The 18,432-nt window shown below is 48.5% G+C and carries 16 protein-coding genes; 6 read left to right on the forward strand and 10 right to left on the reverse strand.

The genetic code is table 11. The annotated features are described in order from the left end of the window. Positions 1–123: 123 nt before the first annotated feature. From nagB to asnB, 5 genes are all read left to right on the forward strand, one after another. Positions 124–924 carry a glucosamine-6-phosphate deaminase gene (nagB, locus tag BUQ98_RS06545; RefSeq protein ID WP_074213038.1) on the forward strand — a complete coding sequence of 267 codons (801 nt, stop codon included), beginning with the start codon at positions 124–126 and terminating at the stop codon, positions 922–924. Between the two features lie 11 nt (positions 925–935). Continuing rightward, the gene (gene nagA, locus BUQ98_RS06550) at positions 936–2,072 is read left to right on the forward strand and encodes an N-acetylglucosamine-6-phosphate deacetylase (RefSeq protein ID WP_074213039.1); all 1,137 of its coding nucleotides are present in this window, start codon (positions 936–938) and stop codon (positions 2,070–2,072) included. Positions 2,073–2,079: 7 nt separating this feature from the next. After that, positions 2,080–3,294, forward strand: coding sequence for a DNA-binding transcriptional regulator NagC (locus tag BUQ98_RS06555; RefSeq protein ID WP_074213040.1), 1,215 nt, complete (start codon positions 2,080–2,082; stop codon positions 3,292–3,294). A gap of 167 nt (positions 3,295–3,461) precedes the next feature. Then, a complete protein-coding gene (locus tag BUQ98_RS06560) occupies positions 3,462–5,039 on the forward strand; it encodes a cation:proton antiporter family protein (RefSeq protein ID WP_074213041.1) in 1,578 nt (525 codons plus the stop codon). A gap of 252 nt (positions 5,040–5,291) precedes the next feature. Further along, on the forward strand, positions 5,292–6,959 hold the full coding sequence (asnB, locus tag BUQ98_RS06565; RefSeq protein ID WP_074213042.1) for an asparagine synthase B: 1,668 nt from the start codon (positions 5,292–5,294) through the stop codon (positions 6,957–6,959). Positions 6,960–7,038: 79 nt separating this feature from the next. On the opposite strand, the gene BUQ98_RS06570 is transcribed toward asnB, so the two are convergent. The 9 genes from BUQ98_RS06570 to BUQ98_RS06610 all read right to left on the reverse strand — a co-directional run bounded on the left by BUQ98_RS06570 (position 7,039) and on the right by BUQ98_RS06610 (position 16,760). Beyond that, entirely contained in the window at positions 7,039–8,340 is a 1,302-nt protein-coding gene (locus tag BUQ98_RS06570; RefSeq protein WP_074213043.1) for an inosine/guanosine kinase, read from the reverse strand. 88 nt (positions 8,341–8,428) lie between these two features. Beyond that, a complete protein-coding gene (gene hemH / locus BUQ98_RS06575) occupies positions 8,429–9,409 on the reverse strand; it encodes a ferrochelatase (protein ID WP_371515112.1) in 981 nt (326 codons plus the stop codon). Between the two features lie 152 nt (positions 9,410–9,561). Beyond that, complete coding sequence (gene adk / locus BUQ98_RS06580) at positions 9,562–10,206, reverse strand: adenylate kinase (RefSeq protein WP_074213045.1); 645 nt, start codon at positions 10,204–10,206, stop codon at positions 9,562–9,564. Between the two features lie 157 nt (positions 10,207–10,363). Then, on the reverse strand, positions 10,364–12,259 hold the full coding sequence (htpG, locus tag BUQ98_RS06585) for a molecular chaperone HtpG (protein ID WP_074213046.1): 1,896 nt from the start codon (positions 12,257–12,259) through the stop codon (positions 10,364–10,366). Positions 12,260–12,491: 232 nt separating this feature from the next. After that, positions 12,492–13,100, reverse strand: coding sequence for a recombination mediator RecR (gene recR, locus BUQ98_RS06590; RefSeq protein WP_074213047.1), 609 nt, complete (start codon positions 13,098–13,100; stop codon positions 12,492–12,494). A gap of 3 nt (positions 13,101–13,103) precedes the next feature. Then, on the reverse strand, positions 13,104–13,433 hold the full coding sequence (locus BUQ98_RS06595) for a YbaB/EbfC family nucleoid-associated protein (RefSeq protein WP_021022483.1): 330 nt from the start codon (positions 13,431–13,433) through the stop codon (positions 13,104–13,106). 23 nt (positions 13,434–13,456) lie between these two features. Next, the gene (dnaX, locus tag BUQ98_RS06600) at positions 13,457–15,712 is read right to left on the reverse strand and encodes a DNA polymerase III subunit gamma/tau (protein ID WP_074213048.1); all 2,256 of its coding nucleotides are present in this window, start codon (positions 15,710–15,712) and stop codon (positions 13,457–13,459) included. Between the two features lie 57 nt (positions 15,713–15,769). Next, positions 15,770–16,315, reverse strand: a complete 546-nt coding sequence (gene apt / locus BUQ98_RS06605; protein ID WP_074213049.1) for an adenine phosphoribosyltransferase — start codon at positions 16,313–16,315, stop codon at positions 15,770–15,772. A 37-nt stretch (positions 16,316–16,352) separates the two neighbouring features. Then, complete coding sequence (locus BUQ98_RS06610) at positions 16,353–16,760, reverse strand: YbaN family protein (protein ID WP_074213050.1); 408 nt, start codon at positions 16,758–16,760, stop codon at positions 16,353–16,355. Between the two features lie 420 nt (positions 16,761–17,180). Between BUQ98_RS06610 and BUQ98_RS06615 the strand changes: the two genes are divergently transcribed. After that, the gene (locus BUQ98_RS06615) at positions 17,181–17,564 is read left to right on the forward strand and encodes a hypothetical protein (protein ID WP_074213051.1); all 384 of its coding nucleotides are present in this window, start codon (positions 17,181–17,183) and stop codon (positions 17,562–17,564) included. Positions 17,565–17,705: 141 nt separating this feature from the next. Here BUQ98_RS06615 and BUQ98_RS06620 read toward each other — a convergent pair whose 3' ends face one another. Then, the gene (locus BUQ98_RS06620) at positions 17,706–18,353 is read right to left on the reverse strand and encodes a YccT family protein (protein ID WP_074213052.1); all 648 of its coding nucleotides are present in this window, start codon (positions 18,351–18,353) and stop codon (positions 17,706–17,708) included. Positions 18,354–18,432: the final 79 nt, after the last annotated feature.

Below are 18,432 nucleotides of genomic sequence, written 5' to 3' on the forward strand. Positions count from 1 at the left end.
CTAATCCTCCTAAACCAAGAGAAAATTGTTAGCCTGATCATAAAACTTATTTTATGATGAAAATAAATGAGCATATCCGTTATGCTGTTTCCACTGACTCAGACATGATTACCGAGGTGACCGATGCGACTCATCCCTTTACAAACTAGCCAGCAAGTCGGCCTTTGGTCGGCGCGTTACATCGTCGATACCATCAACAAATTTTCTCCGACCACCGATAGACCCTTTGTTTTGGGCTTACCTACCGGAGGCACGCCACTCAACACCTACAAACAACTCATTGAACTTCATAAAAAAGGGGAAGTGAGCTTTGAGCACGTGGTGACATTTAATATGGATGAGTACTGCGGGATCCCGGCCGACCATCCACAGGCGTATCGTACATTCATGTACGAAAATTTCTTTAATCACATTGATATAAAAGAAAAAAACATTAACTTGCTTGATGGAAATGCGACAGATATCGATGTGGAATGTCAGCGTTATGAAGAAAAAATCAAATCGTACGGCAGTATTCATTTATTTATGGGAGGCGTAGGCAATGACGGTCATATTGCGTTTAATGAACCCGCCTCATCATTAGCATCCCGAACGCGCATCAAAACCTTGACCGAAGACACCCGTGTGGCAAACTCTCGCTTCTTTGATAATGATATCAACCAAGTGCCTAAGCATGCCCTCACTATCGGTGTCGGCACGTTGCTAGATGCAGAAGAAATCATGATTCTAGTGACGGGTAACAATAAAGCACAAGCGCTCGAAGCGGCTGTGGAAGGATCGGTTAACCATCTTTGGACAGTCTCTGCTCTACAGCTTCACCCAAAAGCAATGATTGTGTGTGATGCCCCCTCGACCGCAGAGCTTAAAGTAAAAACCGTCAAGTACTTTCAAGAGCTTGAAGCCCAAAATATTCACCATTTATAAGGAATTTAAGCATGTATGCGTTAACCCACTGCCGGATTTTTACTGGCCATGAGGTGCTAGATGATCATGCCATCGTCATTCGAGATGATCGGATTGAAGACGTCTGTCCACAACATGCTCTGCCTACTGACATTGAAACACGTAGCTTAGACGGTGCCCTTGTGAGCCCTGGATTTATTGATCTTCAACTTAATGGTTGTGGTGGCGTGATGTTTAATGATGTCATCACGTCAGACACCATCAGCACCATGCACCACGCCAACCTTAAATCGGGTTGCACTAACTTTCTTCCGACACTGATCACTAGCTCAGATGCAGACATGAAAACGGCTATTGAGGCAATGCGCCATTATAAAACGCAGCATCCTCACCAAGCCCTGGGTTTGCACTTAGAAGGTCCTTACTTAAATAACCAGAAAAAAGGGATCCACAGTACGGATTATATTCGCCCTAGTAACGATGAGATGATTGCTTACTTATGCGATAACGCCGATGTGATCACTAAAGTAACGCTAGCGCCTGAACTCGCGCCCAATGCACATATCCGAGCACTCACAGAGGCGGGTATCCTTGTTTCAGCGGGTCATACCAACGCAACCTATGCGCAAGCCAGAGAAGGTTTTGCGAATGGTATTCGCTTTGCGACCCATCTGTTCAATGCCATGACATCGATTACGGGTCGAGAGCCTGGTGTCGTTGGCGCCGTCTACGACACCCCTGAGGTCTATACCGGCGTGATTGCCGACGGCTTTCATGTGTCATACGCTAACATTCGGCTCGCGCAACAAGTAAAAGGTGAGAAATTAGTGTTAGTTACTGATGCGGTTGCACCTGCAGGAGCCGACATGGATCACTTTATTTTTGTAGGCAAGAAAGTATATTACCGTGACGGTAAGTGTGTTGATGAAAATGGCACGCTTGGCGGCTCAGCACTCACCATGAACCAAGCTGTCCATAACAGTGTTGAGCATATTGGGATCGCCTTGGATGAAGCGTTGCGGATGGCGACACTCTATCCCGCACGTGCAATCGGTATCGATCAACACTATGGCAGTATTCGTCCGGGGAAAGTTGCGAATCTTGCCATTTTCGACCGATCAATTAACATTCAAGCGACGATCGTAAACGGACAATATCTAAAAAGCTAGGACACCTATGACTGGCGGAAAAATCGGGAATGTCGATCTAGTAAAGCAACTTAACGGTGCTGCCGTTTATCGATTAATTGATCAACAAGGGCCTATTTCACGCATACAAGTTGCCGATGTCAGCCGATTGGCACCCGCAAGCGTGACAAAAATAACCCGCCAGCTCCTTGAGAGGGGCCTGATCAAAGAAGTGGCACAGCAAGCGTCAACGGGCGGACGCCGTGCCATTTCGCTCACCACAGAATGTGCCCCCTTTCACACCCTCGCGGTCCGCTTGGGGCGGCATTTTATTGAACTATCGCTGTATGACTTGAGTGGTATTTCACTGGCTGAACACGGTGAAACCTTCCATTACCACGACCAAGATGAGCTGGTGAAGGGCTTACTACACATCGTGGGCAAATTTCTTGATACTCACCAACACGCTCTCAGAGAGCTCATCGCCATGTCGGTTGTCATGCCAGGTTTGGTCGACCCAGACTCTGGGGTGGTAGAGTACATGCCCAATATCAACATCCAACAACTTGCACTCGCCGAAACACTGCGTAATGAATTTGGCGTGCAGGCTTTTGTCGGAAACGATATTCGAGGCCAAGCTTTGGCTGAGCATTACTTCGGTGCTAGTCAAGACTATCATGACTCGATGCTGGTCAGTGTTCATCATGGCACTGGGGCCGGTATTATTGTTAATGGACAAATTTTTCTGGGACATAATCGGAATGTCGGCGAGCTCGGCCATGTTCAAATTGATCCTCTCGGCAAAAAATGTCAATGCGGCAACTTTGGTTGTTTAGAAACCGTGGCATCTAACGAAGCGATCATCGAACACGCGCAGCAATTGCTGGCTCAGGGGCATCCAAGCAATCTCAGTTATGACCAAAGTTTAACCATTGAAGCGATTTGCCAAGCGGCTGAGCAGGGTGATGAGCTGGCTCGCCAAGTCCTGGTCAAAGTCGGTAATCACCTCGGCAAAGCGATCGCCATGACGGTTAACCTGTTCAATCCACAACTCGTTGTGATTGCAGGAAAAATAACCGCAGCAAAAAGTGTGGTTTTCCCCGCAATTGAACGCTGTGTAGAAAACCAATCACTGCCAAGCTTTCACCAGAAACTATCAATCGTCAGTGCTAACCTCGAATCGCAGCCAACCATGGCAGCATTCGCATTGGTTAAACGCGCGATGCTTAATGGCGAACTGCTTCAGGAGTTGCTCGAAGAGTAATCTATGCGGGCTTGGCGTTGAGCAAGCCCGTTACTTCTCCTCCATATTTCTATTCTATATCCAGTTCAAACCTATTTTACATTCACATATTAGCCACAAAACGTGTACATTATAGCCACGTCACCGACAATCCCTTGTCCTACTCAACTTTAAAATAAGTGCAAGATATGGAACTGGTTTTTATTTCTGCCGCTTTTATTAGTGGCTATATTTTAATGCGCTGCCATCTCCCTCCTTTAGTTGGCTTTCTGATTGCGGGCTTTGCTCTGCACGCAATGGGTTATCACTCTACGCCTGTTATCTCGCAACTGGCGGATCTTGGGGTAACACTCCTGCTATTCACTATCGGGTTAAAGCTTGACGTCAAAACTCTGCTTGCTAAAGAAATCTGGTTTGGCGCAACCGTCCATAATGTGCTGACAACCGCTTTTTTCACGTTGGCATTAATGGGACTCAAAGTGCTGAGTATTCCCATGCTATCAGGCATGAATATGTCAGAAATGCTGTTGCTTGGATTCGCTTTATCTTTTTCTAGTACCGTTTTTGCGATTAAAGCCTTGCAGGAAAAAGGCGAACTTAATGCGACCTATGGCACACTGGCCATTGGTATACTCATCATGCAGGACATCTTTGCTGTCATCTTTCTCACGGTGACTTCGGGGAAAACGCCTGAACTCAGTGCCCTACTTTTATTTGGGCTGCCCCTCCTCAAGCCTTTATTAGGCAAGCTACTCGATAAAGCGGGCCATGGTGAAATGTTAGTTCTCTATGCCATCTTCCTCTCACTGGTTGTTGGCGCTGGGTTATTTGAAGCAGTAGGCGTAAAACCTGATTTAGGTGCATTAATTCTGGGGATGCTGCTCGCCAGCCATCCACGTGCATCGGAAATGGCTAAGTCTCTCTTTAATATGAAAGAGCTTTTCTTAGTCTGCTTTTTCCTCAATATTGGCTTATCCGAGCAGCCGACCTGGCAGAGCTTTAGTTTTGCCCTGATATTGATGCTGCTACTCCCCATAAAAGGTATGCTCTATTACTGGATCGTGAGCCGATTTCGTTATCGTGTTCGTACCTCCTTATTTACGACACTCACTTTATTCAACTTCAGTGAATTTGGTTTGATCGTCGGAGGGCTCGCTTACCAAACCGGATTAATGCCTGGCCCTATTCTCGTCTCTATTGCCATCGCCGTGTCGCTGAGCTTTGCCTTTTCAGCACCGCTCAATACCTTTAGTAACCCACTGTATACCTGGGCATCGCGCTGGTTACCTGAACGTGCGCCTGAGAACCTTCACCCTAGTGAACAGCAAATCAATCTCGGCGATGCCAGTATTTTGGTCTTGGGGATGGGCCGTATTGGCTCAGGGGCGTATGACGAGCTCGCCACCACACACCATCAGCCGATTGTGGGGATTGATACTCGAGAAGAGTCGGTCAACCGCCACCAGCAAGAAGGACGACGCGTTATTCTCGGCGATGCCACCGACCCTGACTTTTGGTCTCGAGCGGTCTCAGATGGGAACATATCATTGATTTTACTTGCAATGCCTCACAGCCAAGCCAACACACTGGCGTTAGAGCAAATTAGACAAACGCCGTTTGCGGGTAAAGTCGCGGCGATTGCCAAATACCAAGATGAGCTCGATCAACTCAAAGCACTAGGTGTTGACGAAGCATTCAATATCTACCAAGAGGCTGGCAGTGGTTTTGCTCGCCACGTACGAGATCGCTTTTCTACTAACGCTTAATATAGCCATTTAAACTTGCTCCCCCTTCTTTAACGCACAAGTGGCTGCCTGCTTCTTGTGCGTTTTTGCACATAAACCGTACCATTTTTAACTTTTATTCGTTATTTACGTTATTTTTTAAATTTTATACATCATTAACTCGATTTTGATAATGAATTTGTTTTGCATACTTGTGTCTTTTATCCGCGCAAGGCAGAGTGTGGTTAACCAGTCGATGCCGAGATGGCTTAATAAGAGAAAGAGAGGGAAATTATGTGTTCAATTTTTGGGGCGCTAGACATTAAAACCGATCCGCAACAATTGCGAGAGGTTGCGCTAAAGATGTCAAAAACCATGCGTCACCGTGGTCCTGATTGGTCTGGTATTTATTCATCAGACAAAGCCATTTTGGTGCACGAGCGCCTTGCGATTGTCGATCTTAACAGTGGGGCGCAGCCTCTTTATAACTCAAACCACACCCAAGCCTTGGCTGTAAATGGCGAGATCTACAATCACAAAGAGCTCCGTACAGAATTTGCAGCCGATTACCCTTTTCAAACCGAGTCAGATTGCGAAATTATCCTTGCCTTATACCAAGAAAAAGGCACGGATCTGTTGGATTATCTAAACGGTATTTTTGCCTTCATCCTCTACGATGAAGAACAAGATGCGTATTTAATTGGTCGCGACCATATTGGCATTATTCCGCTTTATCATGGGCATGATGAGCACGGAAACTATTACGTGGCTTCTGAGATGAAAGCACTGACGCCCATTTGTAAGACTATCAGTGAATTCCCTCCTGGCCATTTTTTATGGAGCAAACAAGGTGAGCCCGTTCGCTATTACAAACGCGAATGGATGGAATACGATGGGGTCAAAGACAGCACCACAGACAAAGCGGCACTCAAAGAAGCACTAGAAAACGCGGTACACCGTCAGTTGATGACCGACGTGCCTTATGGCGTATTGTTATCTGGTGGGCTCGACTCCTCGGTTATTTCCGCCATTACGAAACAGTTTTCAGCTAACCGGATTGAAGATGATGATCAAAGCCAAGCTTGGTGGCCACGTTTACATTCTTTTGCTATCGGCCTTGAAGGAGCGCCCGACTTGAAAGCGGCAAAAGAGGTGGCCGATCACTTAGGCACCGTTCACCACGAGTTCACCTACAGTATTCAAGAAGGACTCGATGCAATTCGTGACGTCATTTACCATATCGAGACATACGATGTCACCACCATTCGCGCATCGACACCAATGTACCTAATGTCGCGCAAAATTCACGCGATGGGGATCAAAATGGTACTTTCCGGTGAAGGCGCAGATGAAGTATTCGGGGGATATTTGTACTTCCATAAAGCCCCGAGCGCACAGGCGTTCCATGAAGAAACGGTACGCAAACTGCTTGCACTCAACATGTTCGACTGTGCCCGTGCCAACAAATCAATGGCGGCATGGGGGGTAGAAGCCCGTGTTCCTTTCCTTGATAAGGAATTTTTGGAAGTGGCAATGCAAATCAGACCGGACGACAAAATGTGCGGCGATGGCAAAATGGAGAAACATATTATTCGTGAGTGCTTTAGCGACTTGCTGCCTGAGTCCGTTGCATGGCGCCAAAAAGAACAGTTTAGTGATGGCGTGGGTTACGGTTGGATTGATACGTTGAAAGCCATCGCGGAAGAAAAAGTCAGCGATAAGCAATTGGTCACGGCCCAATTCCGCTTTCCATATAACACGCCGACGACCAAAGAAGCGTATATGTATCGTGAGATTTTTGCCGATCTTTTCCCACTTGATGATGCCGCCAAGTGTGTACCAGGGGGACCTTCCATTGCTTGCTCCAGTGCAAAAGCAATTGAATGGGATGAGTCATTTAAAAACCAGGCCGATCCATCAGGCCGAGCGGTACGGAATGTCCATACCAAGGCCTATCAATAACCGAACTCAATGACCACACACAAAAAAACCGCCGATTAGGCGGTTTTTTGTATTCATTCTCGTTGTAAGCTTATCCGTCCTAACGTTCCCAATACGCCTCTTCGAGGCTATCTTCTCGTTCCGGCAAGCCACGTGATAAACGCGGTGAATGCTGAGCAAGGACTTCATAACTCACACGGTTTGCATACTTACAAAGCTGAGAGAACGACGAATAGGTTAAAAATGGATATTGATGCTTGCTCGAATTAGGCACGTTATCTCGGTGATAACGGTTCGCGGACATATCATGCAATAGCGCAGACAAGGCACCATCTCCCGCTCCATTGGTGTTCTTGATTCGCTCTGGGCCACCCATGTAAGGCGCTATATGAGAATAGATTTTGAGTGGTGATTCACAATCAGCTTTCATCATTGGACGGCTAAACTCATGCATATTGAACTCTGCAATTGCCCCTGGTAACAATGGCAGAGAGGTTTCTCGTTTAGCCTTTTCTTCGCTGTAGCCAGCCATATATAAACCAATAGGGCCTGCCGTGCATAACACCATATCGACCCATTGCAAGGTCGCATCAGCGGCCAATAATGGGTCACTTTCACCCGTTAGCGCTTCGCCTTCATCTTCGTTCATGGCAACAACACTGACGTGCTCAGCAAGAAAGTCACGCCACCATTGCGGATTTTGTTCAATCACATATTTAGTGCCAAGGGTCATTACGACTGGAACGTTATACTTTTTCGCATACTCAATCGCACGCATGGTGGCTTCCGGCATCGGATCGCCTTCCTTACAACGCACCAGGTATGCCGTCAGTACTAACGCAGAGGCATGTTCAAAGATATGCTCCGGAATCGAATCAGGATGCAGCTGATTCATCAGCCCTTCATTAATTGCAAAGGTACGCTCACCGCAGTCGCCAATCAGCGCATAGCAACGGCCAATTGGACCTTGAACCGGCTGTAGGTAGTTCAAATCCATTCGGCTGGACGTATTACACAAATAACGATAAGAGTAGCTACCAATTCGGATGTCTTGGCTCATCACCCCCAGTAAGATCGACTGATCGTCGGCCAGGGCTGAATAATTGTGTAAGGTATTGCCAATGGTGCCACCTGCAAATTCATGCGTCACCAAGTTGTTATCTTTTAGCTCTTGATACAAAGCTTCAGCACGCGCATCGTCAATGACCAATGAGTGTCCTTTGCTCAAACCATAACGCTCCAGAAAATCATCACTTACTTTTGCTTCTATATCGACCAAGGTTTGGTCAATACCAATCACATGCGGACGTTTGAAGCCGCGCTCGCTGGCAGGGTTAAGCAAAGGGTCCCGGGCATGAACCGGAAAGTAGTGTTTAGACTTACGTTGTCCTGGAAATTTCATGGTTCGTGTAACTAGCTAATGGAAGGGAGGCGCGAATTCTACCACAGAATTTGCGCCTGCATAGCGTCTGTCCGACGAATTTCTCGCGCTACCAGCCTTGTGTATGGTCTGCCACCAGTGACGCCATTAAATGAATATGTGCTTCGTCATCATTTAAGCATGGGATAAAACGAAAGGCTTCGCCACCGGCTTCTAAGAAAATATCACGACACTCTGCTGCAATTTCTTCCAACGTTTCCAAGCAGTCAGACGAGAATGCGGGGGTCATGATGTCCAATGTTTTAATCCCTTTTTCCGGTAACCCCTCTAACGTTTTATCCGTGTAGGGCTTGAGCCACTCTTCGCGGCCAAAGCGCGATTGATAACTCATCATTATCGCTTGGTCAGGCAACCCTAGCTCCGCTTGTAACAAGGCCGTGGTTTGCTCACAGTGCTGCGGATACGGGTCGCCATTATCGGCAAAACGCTGAGGGATCCCATGATAAGAACACAGTAACAGATCGCCTTGTCCATGCGCTTCCCAGTGCCTTTTTACTGAGGCCGCCAATGCTGACTGGTAAGCAGGATGGTCATGATAGTGATGAACATAGCGTAGTTCAGGGATAAGTGGCTGTCCTTTGAGCGATTTAGCCACTTTATCGAATACTGCAGCGGTGGTTGTCGCCGAGTATTGCGGATAGAGGGGCAAAATCATCACTTTGTCACAGCCTTGTTGCTGTAGCTCATCAATACCCTGCGCGATAGACGGCGTGCCGTACGTCATTCCCAGCGCGACTGGATTATCTATCTGCTTAGCTAGCGCATCACGCTGTCGCGTGGCATACACCATCAATGGCGACCCCTCCTCCATCCAAACACTTTGATAGAGTTTCGCCACCTTGGGGGAACGTACCGGTAAAATCACACCATGCAGCAGTGGGCACCATAACCAACGTGTTAAATCGACCACACGATGATCATGCAAAAATTCGGATAAAAAACGCTTTACGGAAGAAGAGGTGGGCGCATCAGGCGTCCCCAAGTTGACCAGCAATACGCCAACATGGGTGTTTTTTTCGGTCATGATCATTGTCCTTGGCATCGGCTCATTCAAAGAGCGTATTTTTTCATATCATTAGGGATTAGTGTGCCATAAAAAAACCGGAGCGACTCATCGTCTGCTCCGGTTTCTGACATCAGCAATCCCGATGAATATCCGAATCGTTACAAGGCGCTATTCAATTAGCCCAGCACTTTTTGGATTTCTTCGCTTACCTGCTCAACGGCTTGGGTACCGTCAAAGGTCACAAATTGGGTGTTACCAGCGTCCGCTTCTTTTTTGTAATAAGCAATCAATGGCGCTGTTTGATTGTGATACACATTCAACCGTGCGCGTACTGTTTCTTCCTTATCATCATCACGTACTACCAGCGCCTCGCCAGTCACGTCATCTTTCCCTTCCTCTTTTGGTGGGTTGTAAACAACGTGGTAAGTACGACCTGACGCAAGGTGAGCACGGCGACCACTCATACGCTCAACAATTACGTTATCCGGAACCTCGAATTCGAGTACGTAATCAATCACAACACCGATCTCTTTCAGTCCATCAGCTTGTGGAATGGTACGAGGGAACCCATCTAGCAAGAAGCCGTTGGCACAATCATCTTGCGAGATACGCTCTTTAACTAGGCCCAGAATGATGTCGTCAGACACCAACTCGCCAGCATCAATAACCGCTTTGGCTTGTTTGCCAAGCTCAGTGCCCGCTTTAATCGCGGCGCGCAACATATCACCAGTCGAAATCTGCGGAATCCCGTATTTTTCCATGACGAACTGCGCTTGCGTCCCTTTACCCGCGCCCGGTGCACCCAACAGAATGATGCGCATAGTGATCCCCTTTATCATTATTTAGGTTTCGTTAAACTGCGTCTATATTCGCAAAGACCCGAAACATACACGCTTAACTAAACGCTATCAAGCCCGGCAATCCGGCCGGGCTTGTTCGTTAGTCACTGAGTATCTGTTCTCGACAGTCGTCTGTCGATTATACCTTAGTCAGAAGCTGGTTGACCGATGCAAGGAAGTCTGACGGATCGTCCATGCTGCCTTTTTCTGCCAGCATCGCTTGGCCCAGTAGCATTTCGACCCAAGTGCCAAATTTCTGCTCATCGCTTTCATCCGCCATACGTTTAATCAACTTGTGCTCTGGATTAAGCTCGAAAATATATTTAACATCAGGCGCTTGCTGTCCGGCCGCTTCTAGCAACTTCGCCATCTGCGTACCCATCTCAAACTGATCGGTCACCACCACCGCTGGGGTGTCAGAGAGCTTAAACGTCGTACGCACATCTTTCACCCGATCGCCTAGGTGCGATTTCACCCGCTCAATCACAGACTCAAACGCTTTTTCAGTTTCTTCGCGTTCAGCCTTCGCTTCTTCGTCATCGAATTGGCTCAGGTCAAGGTCAGCTTTGGTGATCGCTTGGAACGATTTGCCGTCGAATTCGGTCAGGTAGCTCATTAACCATTCATCAATGCGATCGTACATCAAGATCACTTCAATGCCTTTGGCTTTAAACTGCTCCAAGTGTGGGCTATGTTTGGCCGCATTGTAGCTATCCGCGGTGATGTAGTAGATCTTATCTTGCTCATCTTTCATGCGCGACACATAGTCGGCCAACGACACGGTTTGATCCGCGCTGTCTTCGTTCGTTGACGCAAAGCGTAGCAAGCCGGCAATTTTTTCTTTATTGCTGAAATCTTCCGCTGGGCCTTCTTTCATCACCAAGCCAAACTCGCGCCAAAATGTTTGATACTTGTCCGCATCGTTTTTGGCCAGTTTTTCTAGCATCGACAAAACACGCTTGGTACACGCGCCACGCAGTGACTGGGTGATCTTATTATCTTGCAGGATCTCACGCGATACATTGAGCGGAAGATCGTTAGAATCAATCAAACCACGGACGAAACGCAAGTAACTTGGCATGAATTGTGACGCATCATCCATGATAAACACGCGCTGTACATAGAGTTTCAGTCCATGTTTGTGCTCGCGATTATAAAGATCCCAAGGGGCTTTTGACGGGATATACAGCAAGCTGGTGTAGTCGTTTTTACCCTCAACCCGGTTATGACTCCAGGTCAGCGGCTCAGCAAAATCATGAGAAACATGCTTATAGAACTCTTTGTATTCGTCTGCCGAGATGTCTGATTTAGAACGGGTCCAAAGCGCTTGTGCTTTGTTAACTTGCTCCCATTTACCTTCACCGGTCTCGTTGCCTTCCTCATCTTTCTCTTGCGTCCACATTTCTACCGGAATACCGATGTGATCTGAGTACTTGCCAATCACTTCACGCAGGCGCCAGTCGTTGAGAAACTCTTTCTCATCGTCTTTTAGGTGCAGGGTGATTTCTGTGCCACGTTCTGTTTTGTGGGTAGGCTCGAGGGTATATTCGCCTTCCCCAGTAGACTCCCACTGCACCGCCTCGTCAGCCGCGAGGCCAGCGGCGCGAGTGCGTACTGTTACCTTATCGGCCACAATAAACGCGGAGTAAAAGCCAACACCGAACTGACCAATCAGGTTAGAATCTTTGCTTTGATCTTCGTTCAGTTGCTTTAAAAACTCTTCCGTGCCGGATTTAGCAATGGTACCAAGATTGGCAATGACATCATCACGGCTCATACCAATGCCATTATCAGTTACGGTCAAGGTGCCTGCATCGTTATCAAACGATAAGCGCACACGCAGATCACCCTCGTTTTCATACAACTCAGGCGCTGATAGCGCTTTAAAACGTAGCTTGTCGGCGGCGTCCGATGCGTTTGAGACTAGCTCTCGAAGAAAAATCTCTTTGTTTGAGTAGAGAGAGTGGATCATCAACTGCAGCAATTTGGAAGTATCTGAACCAAACTGGTGTTTTTCTGGGGTTTTAACGCTCATGTCAATCTACCTAACATTATGATGTTTAGAAGGCTGAGTGGGCAGTCGCCCACATCACGATGAATTCATATTCAGTATCCCTGGATATAAGGGCCACATCAGACGCTTTCAAGGTGTAACTGGTCAAATAAAAGCCAGTTAATACCAATTCAAGCAAAGAAAACGTGAGGTAAAGAAAAAGCCTAACCGAGCGGCTAGGCTTTAGCGTGTCATGGCAGCTTATGCGGCGACCTTAACGGTACTTTAATTGTTGGCGACCAATGATCGAATGCGATAGCGTGGTACCATCAACCAATTCAAGCTCACCGCCCATAGGCACACCATGGGCAATTCGACTCGCCCCCACTTGGTGCTCTTGGCAAAGCTCAGCGATATACTGCGCCGTCGCTTCCCCTTCAACCGTCGGGTTAGTCGCCAGGATAAGCTCCTGAATAGGCTCGGTTTGGAGGCGTTTTTCAAGCACATCTAGACCGATATCTGCAGGACCAATCCCATCCAGCGGAGACAGATGCCCCATCAAAACAAAATAGCGCCCCGAATACTGGCCTGTCGCTTCAACCGCCGCAATATCACCAGGGCTTTCAACCACACAGATCAATCCAGTTTGCTGCCGTTTAGGATTGTCACAAATCGCACAAACCTCTTGCTCAGTAAACGTACGACACTGGCTGCAGTGGCCGATGTCTGTCATTGCCGTGCTCAGTGCTTGCGCGAGGGCCAGCCCACCTTGGCGATTTCGTTGCAACAGGTGGTAAGCCATCCGCTGCGCTGATTTTGGGCCTACGCCAGGTAAGCAACGCAGGGATTCCATCAGTTGTTCAAGTAACTGGCTGGTTCGCATCGTTTAAAAGGGCATTTTCATGCCTGGTGGTAACTGCATACCGCCTGTCACGTCAGCCATTTTTTCTTTCTGTTGCTCTTCGACACGGCGCGCCGCATCGTTGAATGCGGCTGCAATCAGGTCTTCTAGCATATCTTTATCATCTTCCATCAGGCTGTCGTCAATGTCGACACGACGGATGCTGTGGCTACCTGTCATGGTCACTTTCACCATCCCGGCCCCCGCTTCGCCGGTGACTTCCATGCTGGCAATTTCTTCTTGTACTTTCTGCATGCGCTCTTGCATTTGCTGCGCCTGCTTCATCATGTTGCCCATTCCGCCTTTACCAAACATAATTCTCTCTCTGGTTAGGTGTCTTAAATTGGTCGAATGCTGTCTTCTTCTAACTCCGCTGCAAAGCGTTGGAGAATAAAGGTGACATTCGGATCATTATGCAGGCTGTGTGTCGCCTGCGCTAACTTTTGTTGATAGAGTTGCTCTCGCCGCTCTAAAGGTGTTATCCCCATCTCGCCGAGTTGTACCTCCAACGTTATGGGGGCGCCAAGCGCCGTCGTCAAGGCCTGAGTTAACTGCTGCTGCGCTTTTTCGGTATTGAGATGTGATTGATCAGGCCTTAAGGTGAGCCGAACATGGTCACCTTCTCGGATCATCGCGGCATTGAGTGCCATTTGTTTGACCAAGCGTTCAACCGCTAAGCTATCGGCCAGCGCACACCAAGCGTCTTGCTGGTTAGTTTCCTGTACCAGTTTATCGCGCATTGCCGGCGTTTTCTCATGCTCAAGCGCCTGCTTCAGTGTCTTTGGTGTAAGCGAAGGCGTTGCCTCTGTGTGCTGCGTAATAGGCTGTGAAGGTCGCCACTGATAGGGCTCAGACGACGCTTTTTCCTCTCTTGGTTCAACCATTGGCGCTGACGCAGAATTTGGCGTTTGATGAGCAGGGGCGGACACAGGCGATACATTCTCTGTGGCAGTCGCTACGCGATCGAGCACAGATAAAGCATCAGTCTTGGCCGGTGTCCGCCCCGCCTTTTTTGTCCCAGTCCCCGTTTGATCGGCTTGACGCTTCATACGGCTACGTAGCTGATTACGCGCCTGAATTAGACTGGACGCGGGCGAGGAAGCAGGTGGTTCACTCGCTGCTGTTGGCGCATCGCCGGACACTAAGGCATCAACTCTCGGTTGGCCCTGCTCGGCGACATTCGCTTCGCGTGAGTCTCTACCGGAGGTGTCTTCGCTGGGCGTCTCCACGCCAGACGCCTCTGGCATCGACTGCTGAGGAACCGCCGCGTGTGTGTCAACGACTCCTTGGGTGTGGTCTGCCATATCCCGATTATTGTTCATCGGGGCACCACCAATGGATCGCGGCTGTTGCGCCCGATCCTGGTTTTGCGATCCAACACTGACCGATGAGACTTGGGCTTTTAACGCATTTAGCGCTTGTGAAGGATCTTTGGCTGCTGGCTGCTCGGGCACAGATGCAGGATCCTGGGCTGGTACCGACACGGTAACCGGTTCATACGGCACCGTTTTAACCGGCTGAAAAGCCAACATACGGAGCAAGGCCATTTCCAGCCCTGCCCGTCCATCAGGGGCATAGGGTAAATCTTGTCGCCCTTGCAGGGCTATTTGGTAACACAGCTGCACATCTTGTGGTGCCAATCGCGATGCTAAGGCTTGAATACGTGCTTGCTCGCCACTGTCGTCATCATGCGTCTGTGGCAGTGCTTGGGCGAGTGCGACACGGTGAAGCTGGCTGGCTAGCTCTTTGAGTAAACCATCCCACTCCACGCCGACTTGCGCAATTTGCGCCAGCATGTTCATCAACTCAATGGCGTCATGGTTGGCTAAGGCCTCAAGGAGCAACAGTGCATTATCCGTACTCAAGGTCCCCAGCATCTCAGCCACAGCTTGAGTGCTAATCTGGCCGTTACCCAGCGCAATGGCCTGATCGGTTAAGCTCAATGCATCCCGCATACTGCCTTCCGCGGCACGTGACAGCAGCATCAAGGCACGTGATTCAGCTCCTACCCCCTCTTGAGCAAGAATATGCTCTAATTGTGTCTGGATCTGGTTAGCGTCAAAATGCTTTAAATGAAACTGCAAACAACGCGATAAGATGGTGACAGGTAGCTTTTGCGGATCCGTGGTCGCCAATAAAAACTTCACATATTCAGGCGGCTCTTCCAGCGTTTTCAACAACGCATTGAAGCTATGGCGTGACAGCATGTGTACCTCATCAATCAGATACACCTTATAGCGCCCACGTGCTGGTTTATATTGGACGTTGTCCAATAATTCACGCGTGTCTTCCACCTTGGTACGAGAGGCGGCGTCAATCTCTAACAAATCAACATACCGCCCCTCATCAATTTCACGGCACGTGCTACATTGACCACATGGCGAAGAAGACACCCCTTGTTCGCAATTGAGCCCTTTGGCAAAAATGCGCGCAATCGTGGTTTTACCCACACCGCGAGTACCGCTGAACAAATAAGCATGGTGCAAACGATCATGATCGAGTGCATTAGCTAAGGCTGTTAGCACATGGCTCTGCCCTGCGACAGAGTCAAAGTTATGGGGTCGCCACTTACGTGCGAGGACTTGGTAACTCATGTCAATCCGCTTCCTGTATGCTTATTGCTAACGCGAGATCCAGCATATTGAGTGGCATTAATGACCTGCAAATTCGCACAAGCTATAAACACGGATCCCTAGCGCTGTCAATTTCTCTTCACCGCCAATATCCGGCAAGCTTATCACAAAACCGGCGTGTTCCACTGTGCCACCTAAACGGCGTACCAGCTTCACGGTGGCTTCTATGGTGCCGCCTGTCGCCAGCAGATCATCGATCACTAGTACTTTATCATTATCGTCAATCGCATCACGATGGATTTCCAGGGTATCTTCACCGTATTCCAGCTGGTAATTTTCACTGATCACTGCCCGTGGTAACTTGCCAGGCTTACGAACCGGCACAAAAGGCAGCCCGAGCGCAAGCGCCAATGGCGCGCCAAATAAAAAGCCGCGCGACTCGGTACCAATCACTTTGGTGAACCCTTGATCTCGGTATTGCGCGACCAATGCATCAATGGTGGCTTGATACGCAGCTGGGTCTTCCATCAAGCTGGTGACATCACGAAATAAGATGCCAGGCTTGGGGTAATCAGGGATGGTTTGAATACTTTGTTTAATGACATTCAAGCTGTCGGTGCTCATGGCCAATTCTCGCCGATAAAAAACGCAAACCGCAATGTTATGAATTTTCGGCCGAGCCAGCAACAGATTCCGTTTCAGGTAGGCGGAGAAACCAGCACAAGAGCACAATTAGGCAGGTAACCAGTAAAGCTTTCAGCCACATCGCTCCGACGATATAAATGGAGAAGCTAAAACTTGCCAAGATCATCAAGGTGGCACGCCGCTTGACTTTACGGCTAATCGCGCGCTTTTGGTACCAATCGGTCAATATAGGCCCAAATGTGGGATGCGCGTGGAGCCAATTAGCGATTCGGGGAGAGCCGCGCATAAAACAACCACTGGCGAGCAATAAAAACGGCGTGGTGGGTAAAACAGGCAAAAATGCCCCTGCCGCGCCCAGCGCGACCCATAACCACCCTAACCCGTTCCATAACCAACGCCACAAGACTGTCGGTGCCTGCTGCATAGTCTTTATTACCTTTCAATGCGCTTTGGTTGCCCTTGTTCACTTACGCTAAGTGTAGTGGCAGAGACGATACAGGTACAGTATTGACGGTCGGAGTAAGGAGATAGACAAATAAGGCGGTGATTAGCCGCCAAAAATAATACCTAACCAAGTTAAGCTTGCCGGTAACGTGGGGATCAGCAAAACCAGCAGGAAGCCGATGAAGTACTTGACGTTATAGGGCTCTTTAAAATCATGTTCCATTTTGTTACTTCACTCACAACAGCATAACAACAGTGAGCCGCTACTATAGCTCAGCTTAACACCGCTAAAAACGGACTGTTTGTAAGGTTTTAACCGGATCATTGATTTACATCAGGGTAACAACTTGTGTGACTGCGTCATGATAAACGTCATTTTAGCCAATCAAGCGAACTGACCATGGATACAACAACCCTTGCCCAGCTTGGGCGTGAGCTTAACCGCGAGCGCACTGAACTGGTAGCAACATTAACGACGCGATTGCGTGAAGACTGGGACAAGCATTGCGAAAACCTCACCATATCGGATCTGATTAAAGAAAGCCAAGGGGTACCTGGCGCCATCCGATACCTCGGTGAACGTTTAGAAAAAGTCGATGCGGCTTTATGTGCCATGGATTTGGAGATTTATGGCTTATGTGCCGATTGTGAAAGTGAAATCCCACTGAATGATTTAATTAAAGATGCCGCGGAGCAGCGCTGCCCACAATGCCGTGCGTCGAATTATTATCATCACGATCCAGCCACTCGCCGCGCCACAACGGGAGCACGTAAAACCGTGTGATCGCGAGGTTGACTTTCGCTTGTCTCATCGTGGCTTAAACACAACGCGCCCAGCTGATGCTGGGCGCGTTTTTTTGACTATTCAACAAGGCAGCAAAGCAGCAAGGAAGGGTACTTACTATCAAGCATCAGCCTACAACGCTTAATCTTGGTCAATAATCCAACGACGGAACGACTTGCGCTCTTGGTCACTGGCTTTGGTATACCAAAGCTTCAACTGAGAAAGCGTGTCACCCTTAATCGACGCTTGGCCTTGATCGTCCACCTCGACCAATACATCGTTGAGGTTCTTGCTTTCACCTTGGTCGAAAATGATGCCATTCTCACGGTTATACTCCGCCACCAGCGCTTCCATATCCGCATAGGCGGCAAAACCATCACCTTTTAGCTCGATGGCGTCTAAAGGCATCACATCGCCGTTATCGAACTCAGCCTGCCATTGTGGGTTATCGTCAAAATAGCTAGTGGCTTGGCTTTTCACCCGCAGTTTCGAGTCAATATTGATAGTAGCATCGCGGTCATCGACGTCCAGCTCAAACAGATAGGGGCGAGAGGTAAAGATAACGTCTTGACTCCCCCTCTTCACTTCTCCGTCAAAGCGCATCACTAATTGATGGATGCCGTTATCTAGCTCAATCGTCTGCTGCGGAGCCCAGTTTTCAAAACTGATTTCCTTGCCATCCACCACCACAAACTCAATATTACGTGCTGAAGTAATTTCTGCCGCATTAACCACACTCGATGCTATGAGAGTACTCAGCATTAAGCCCATACCTACTACGTTTTTCATCTCTACTCCAAACCGTGATAATAAAAAAGCCGCCCTAAGGCGGCTTTTACAATCAGTGCTACATTTAACAGTGATAGTA

Origin of the sequence: Salinivibrio sp. ES.052, assembly GCF_900141775.1 — a bacterium.
Taxonomy (GTDB): Bacteria; Pseudomonadota; Gammaproteobacteria; order Enterobacterales; family Vibrionaceae; genus Salinivibrio.

What these genes read in the sequence shown, in the direction of transcription:
- nagB (WP_074213038.1), top strand. Translation starts at nt 124, where the DNA reads ATGCGACTCATCCCTTTACAAACTAGCCAGCAAGTCGGCCTTTGGTCG.
- nagA (WP_074213039.1), top strand. Translation starts at nt 936, where the DNA reads ATGTATGCGTTAACCCACTGCCGGATTTTTACTGGCCATGAGGTGCTA.
- BUQ98_RS06555 (WP_074213040.1), top strand. Translation starts at nt 2,080, where the DNA reads ATGACTGGCGGAAAAATCGGGAATGTCGATCTAGTAAAGCAACTTAAC.
- BUQ98_RS06560 (WP_074213041.1), top strand. Translation starts at nt 3,462, where the DNA reads ATGGAACTGGTTTTTATTTCTGCCGCTTTTATTAGTGGCTATATTTTA.
- asnB (WP_074213042.1), top strand. Translation starts at nt 5,292, where the DNA reads ATGTGTTCAATTTTTGGGGCGCTAGACATTAAAACCGATCCGCAACAA.
- BUQ98_RS06570 (WP_074213043.1), bottom strand. Translation starts at nt 8,340, where the DNA reads ATGAAATTTCCAGGACAACGTAAGTCTAAACACTACTTTCCGGTTCAT.
- hemH (WP_371515112.1), bottom strand. Translation starts at nt 9,409, where the DNA reads ATGATCATGACCGAAAAAAACACCCATGTTGGCGTATTGCTGGTCAAC.
- adk (WP_074213045.1), bottom strand. Translation starts at nt 10,206, where the DNA reads ATGCGCATCATTCTGTTGGGTGCACCGGGCGCGGGTAAAGGGACGCAA.
- htpG (WP_074213046.1), bottom strand. Translation starts at nt 12,259, where the DNA reads ATGAGCGTTAAAACCCCAGAAAAACACCAGTTTGGTTCAGATACTTCC.
- recR (WP_074213047.1), bottom strand. Translation starts at nt 13,100, where the DNA reads ATGCGAACCAGCCAGTTACTTGAACAACTGATGGAATCCCTGCGTTGC.
- BUQ98_RS06595 (WP_021022483.1), bottom strand. Translation starts at nt 13,433, where the DNA reads ATGTTTGGTAAAGGCGGAATGGGCAACATGATGAAGCAGGCGCAGCAA.
- dnaX (WP_074213048.1), bottom strand. Translation starts at nt 15,712, where the DNA reads ATGAGTTACCAAGTCCTCGCACGTAAGTGGCGACCCCATAACTTTGAC.
- apt (WP_074213049.1), bottom strand. Translation starts at nt 16,315, where the DNA reads ATGAGCACCGACAGCTTGAATGTCATTAAACAAAGTATTCAAACCATC.
- BUQ98_RS06610 (WP_074213050.1), bottom strand. Translation starts at nt 16,760, where the DNA reads ATGCAGCAGGCACCGACAGTCTTGTGGCGTTGGTTATGGAACGGGTTA.
- BUQ98_RS06615 (WP_074213051.1), top strand. Translation starts at nt 17,181, where the DNA reads ATGGATACAACAACCCTTGCCCAGCTTGGGCGTGAGCTTAACCGCGAG.
- BUQ98_RS06620 (WP_074213052.1), bottom strand. Translation starts at nt 18,353, where the DNA reads ATGAAAAACGTAGTAGGTATGGGCTTAATGCTGAGTACTCTCATAGCA.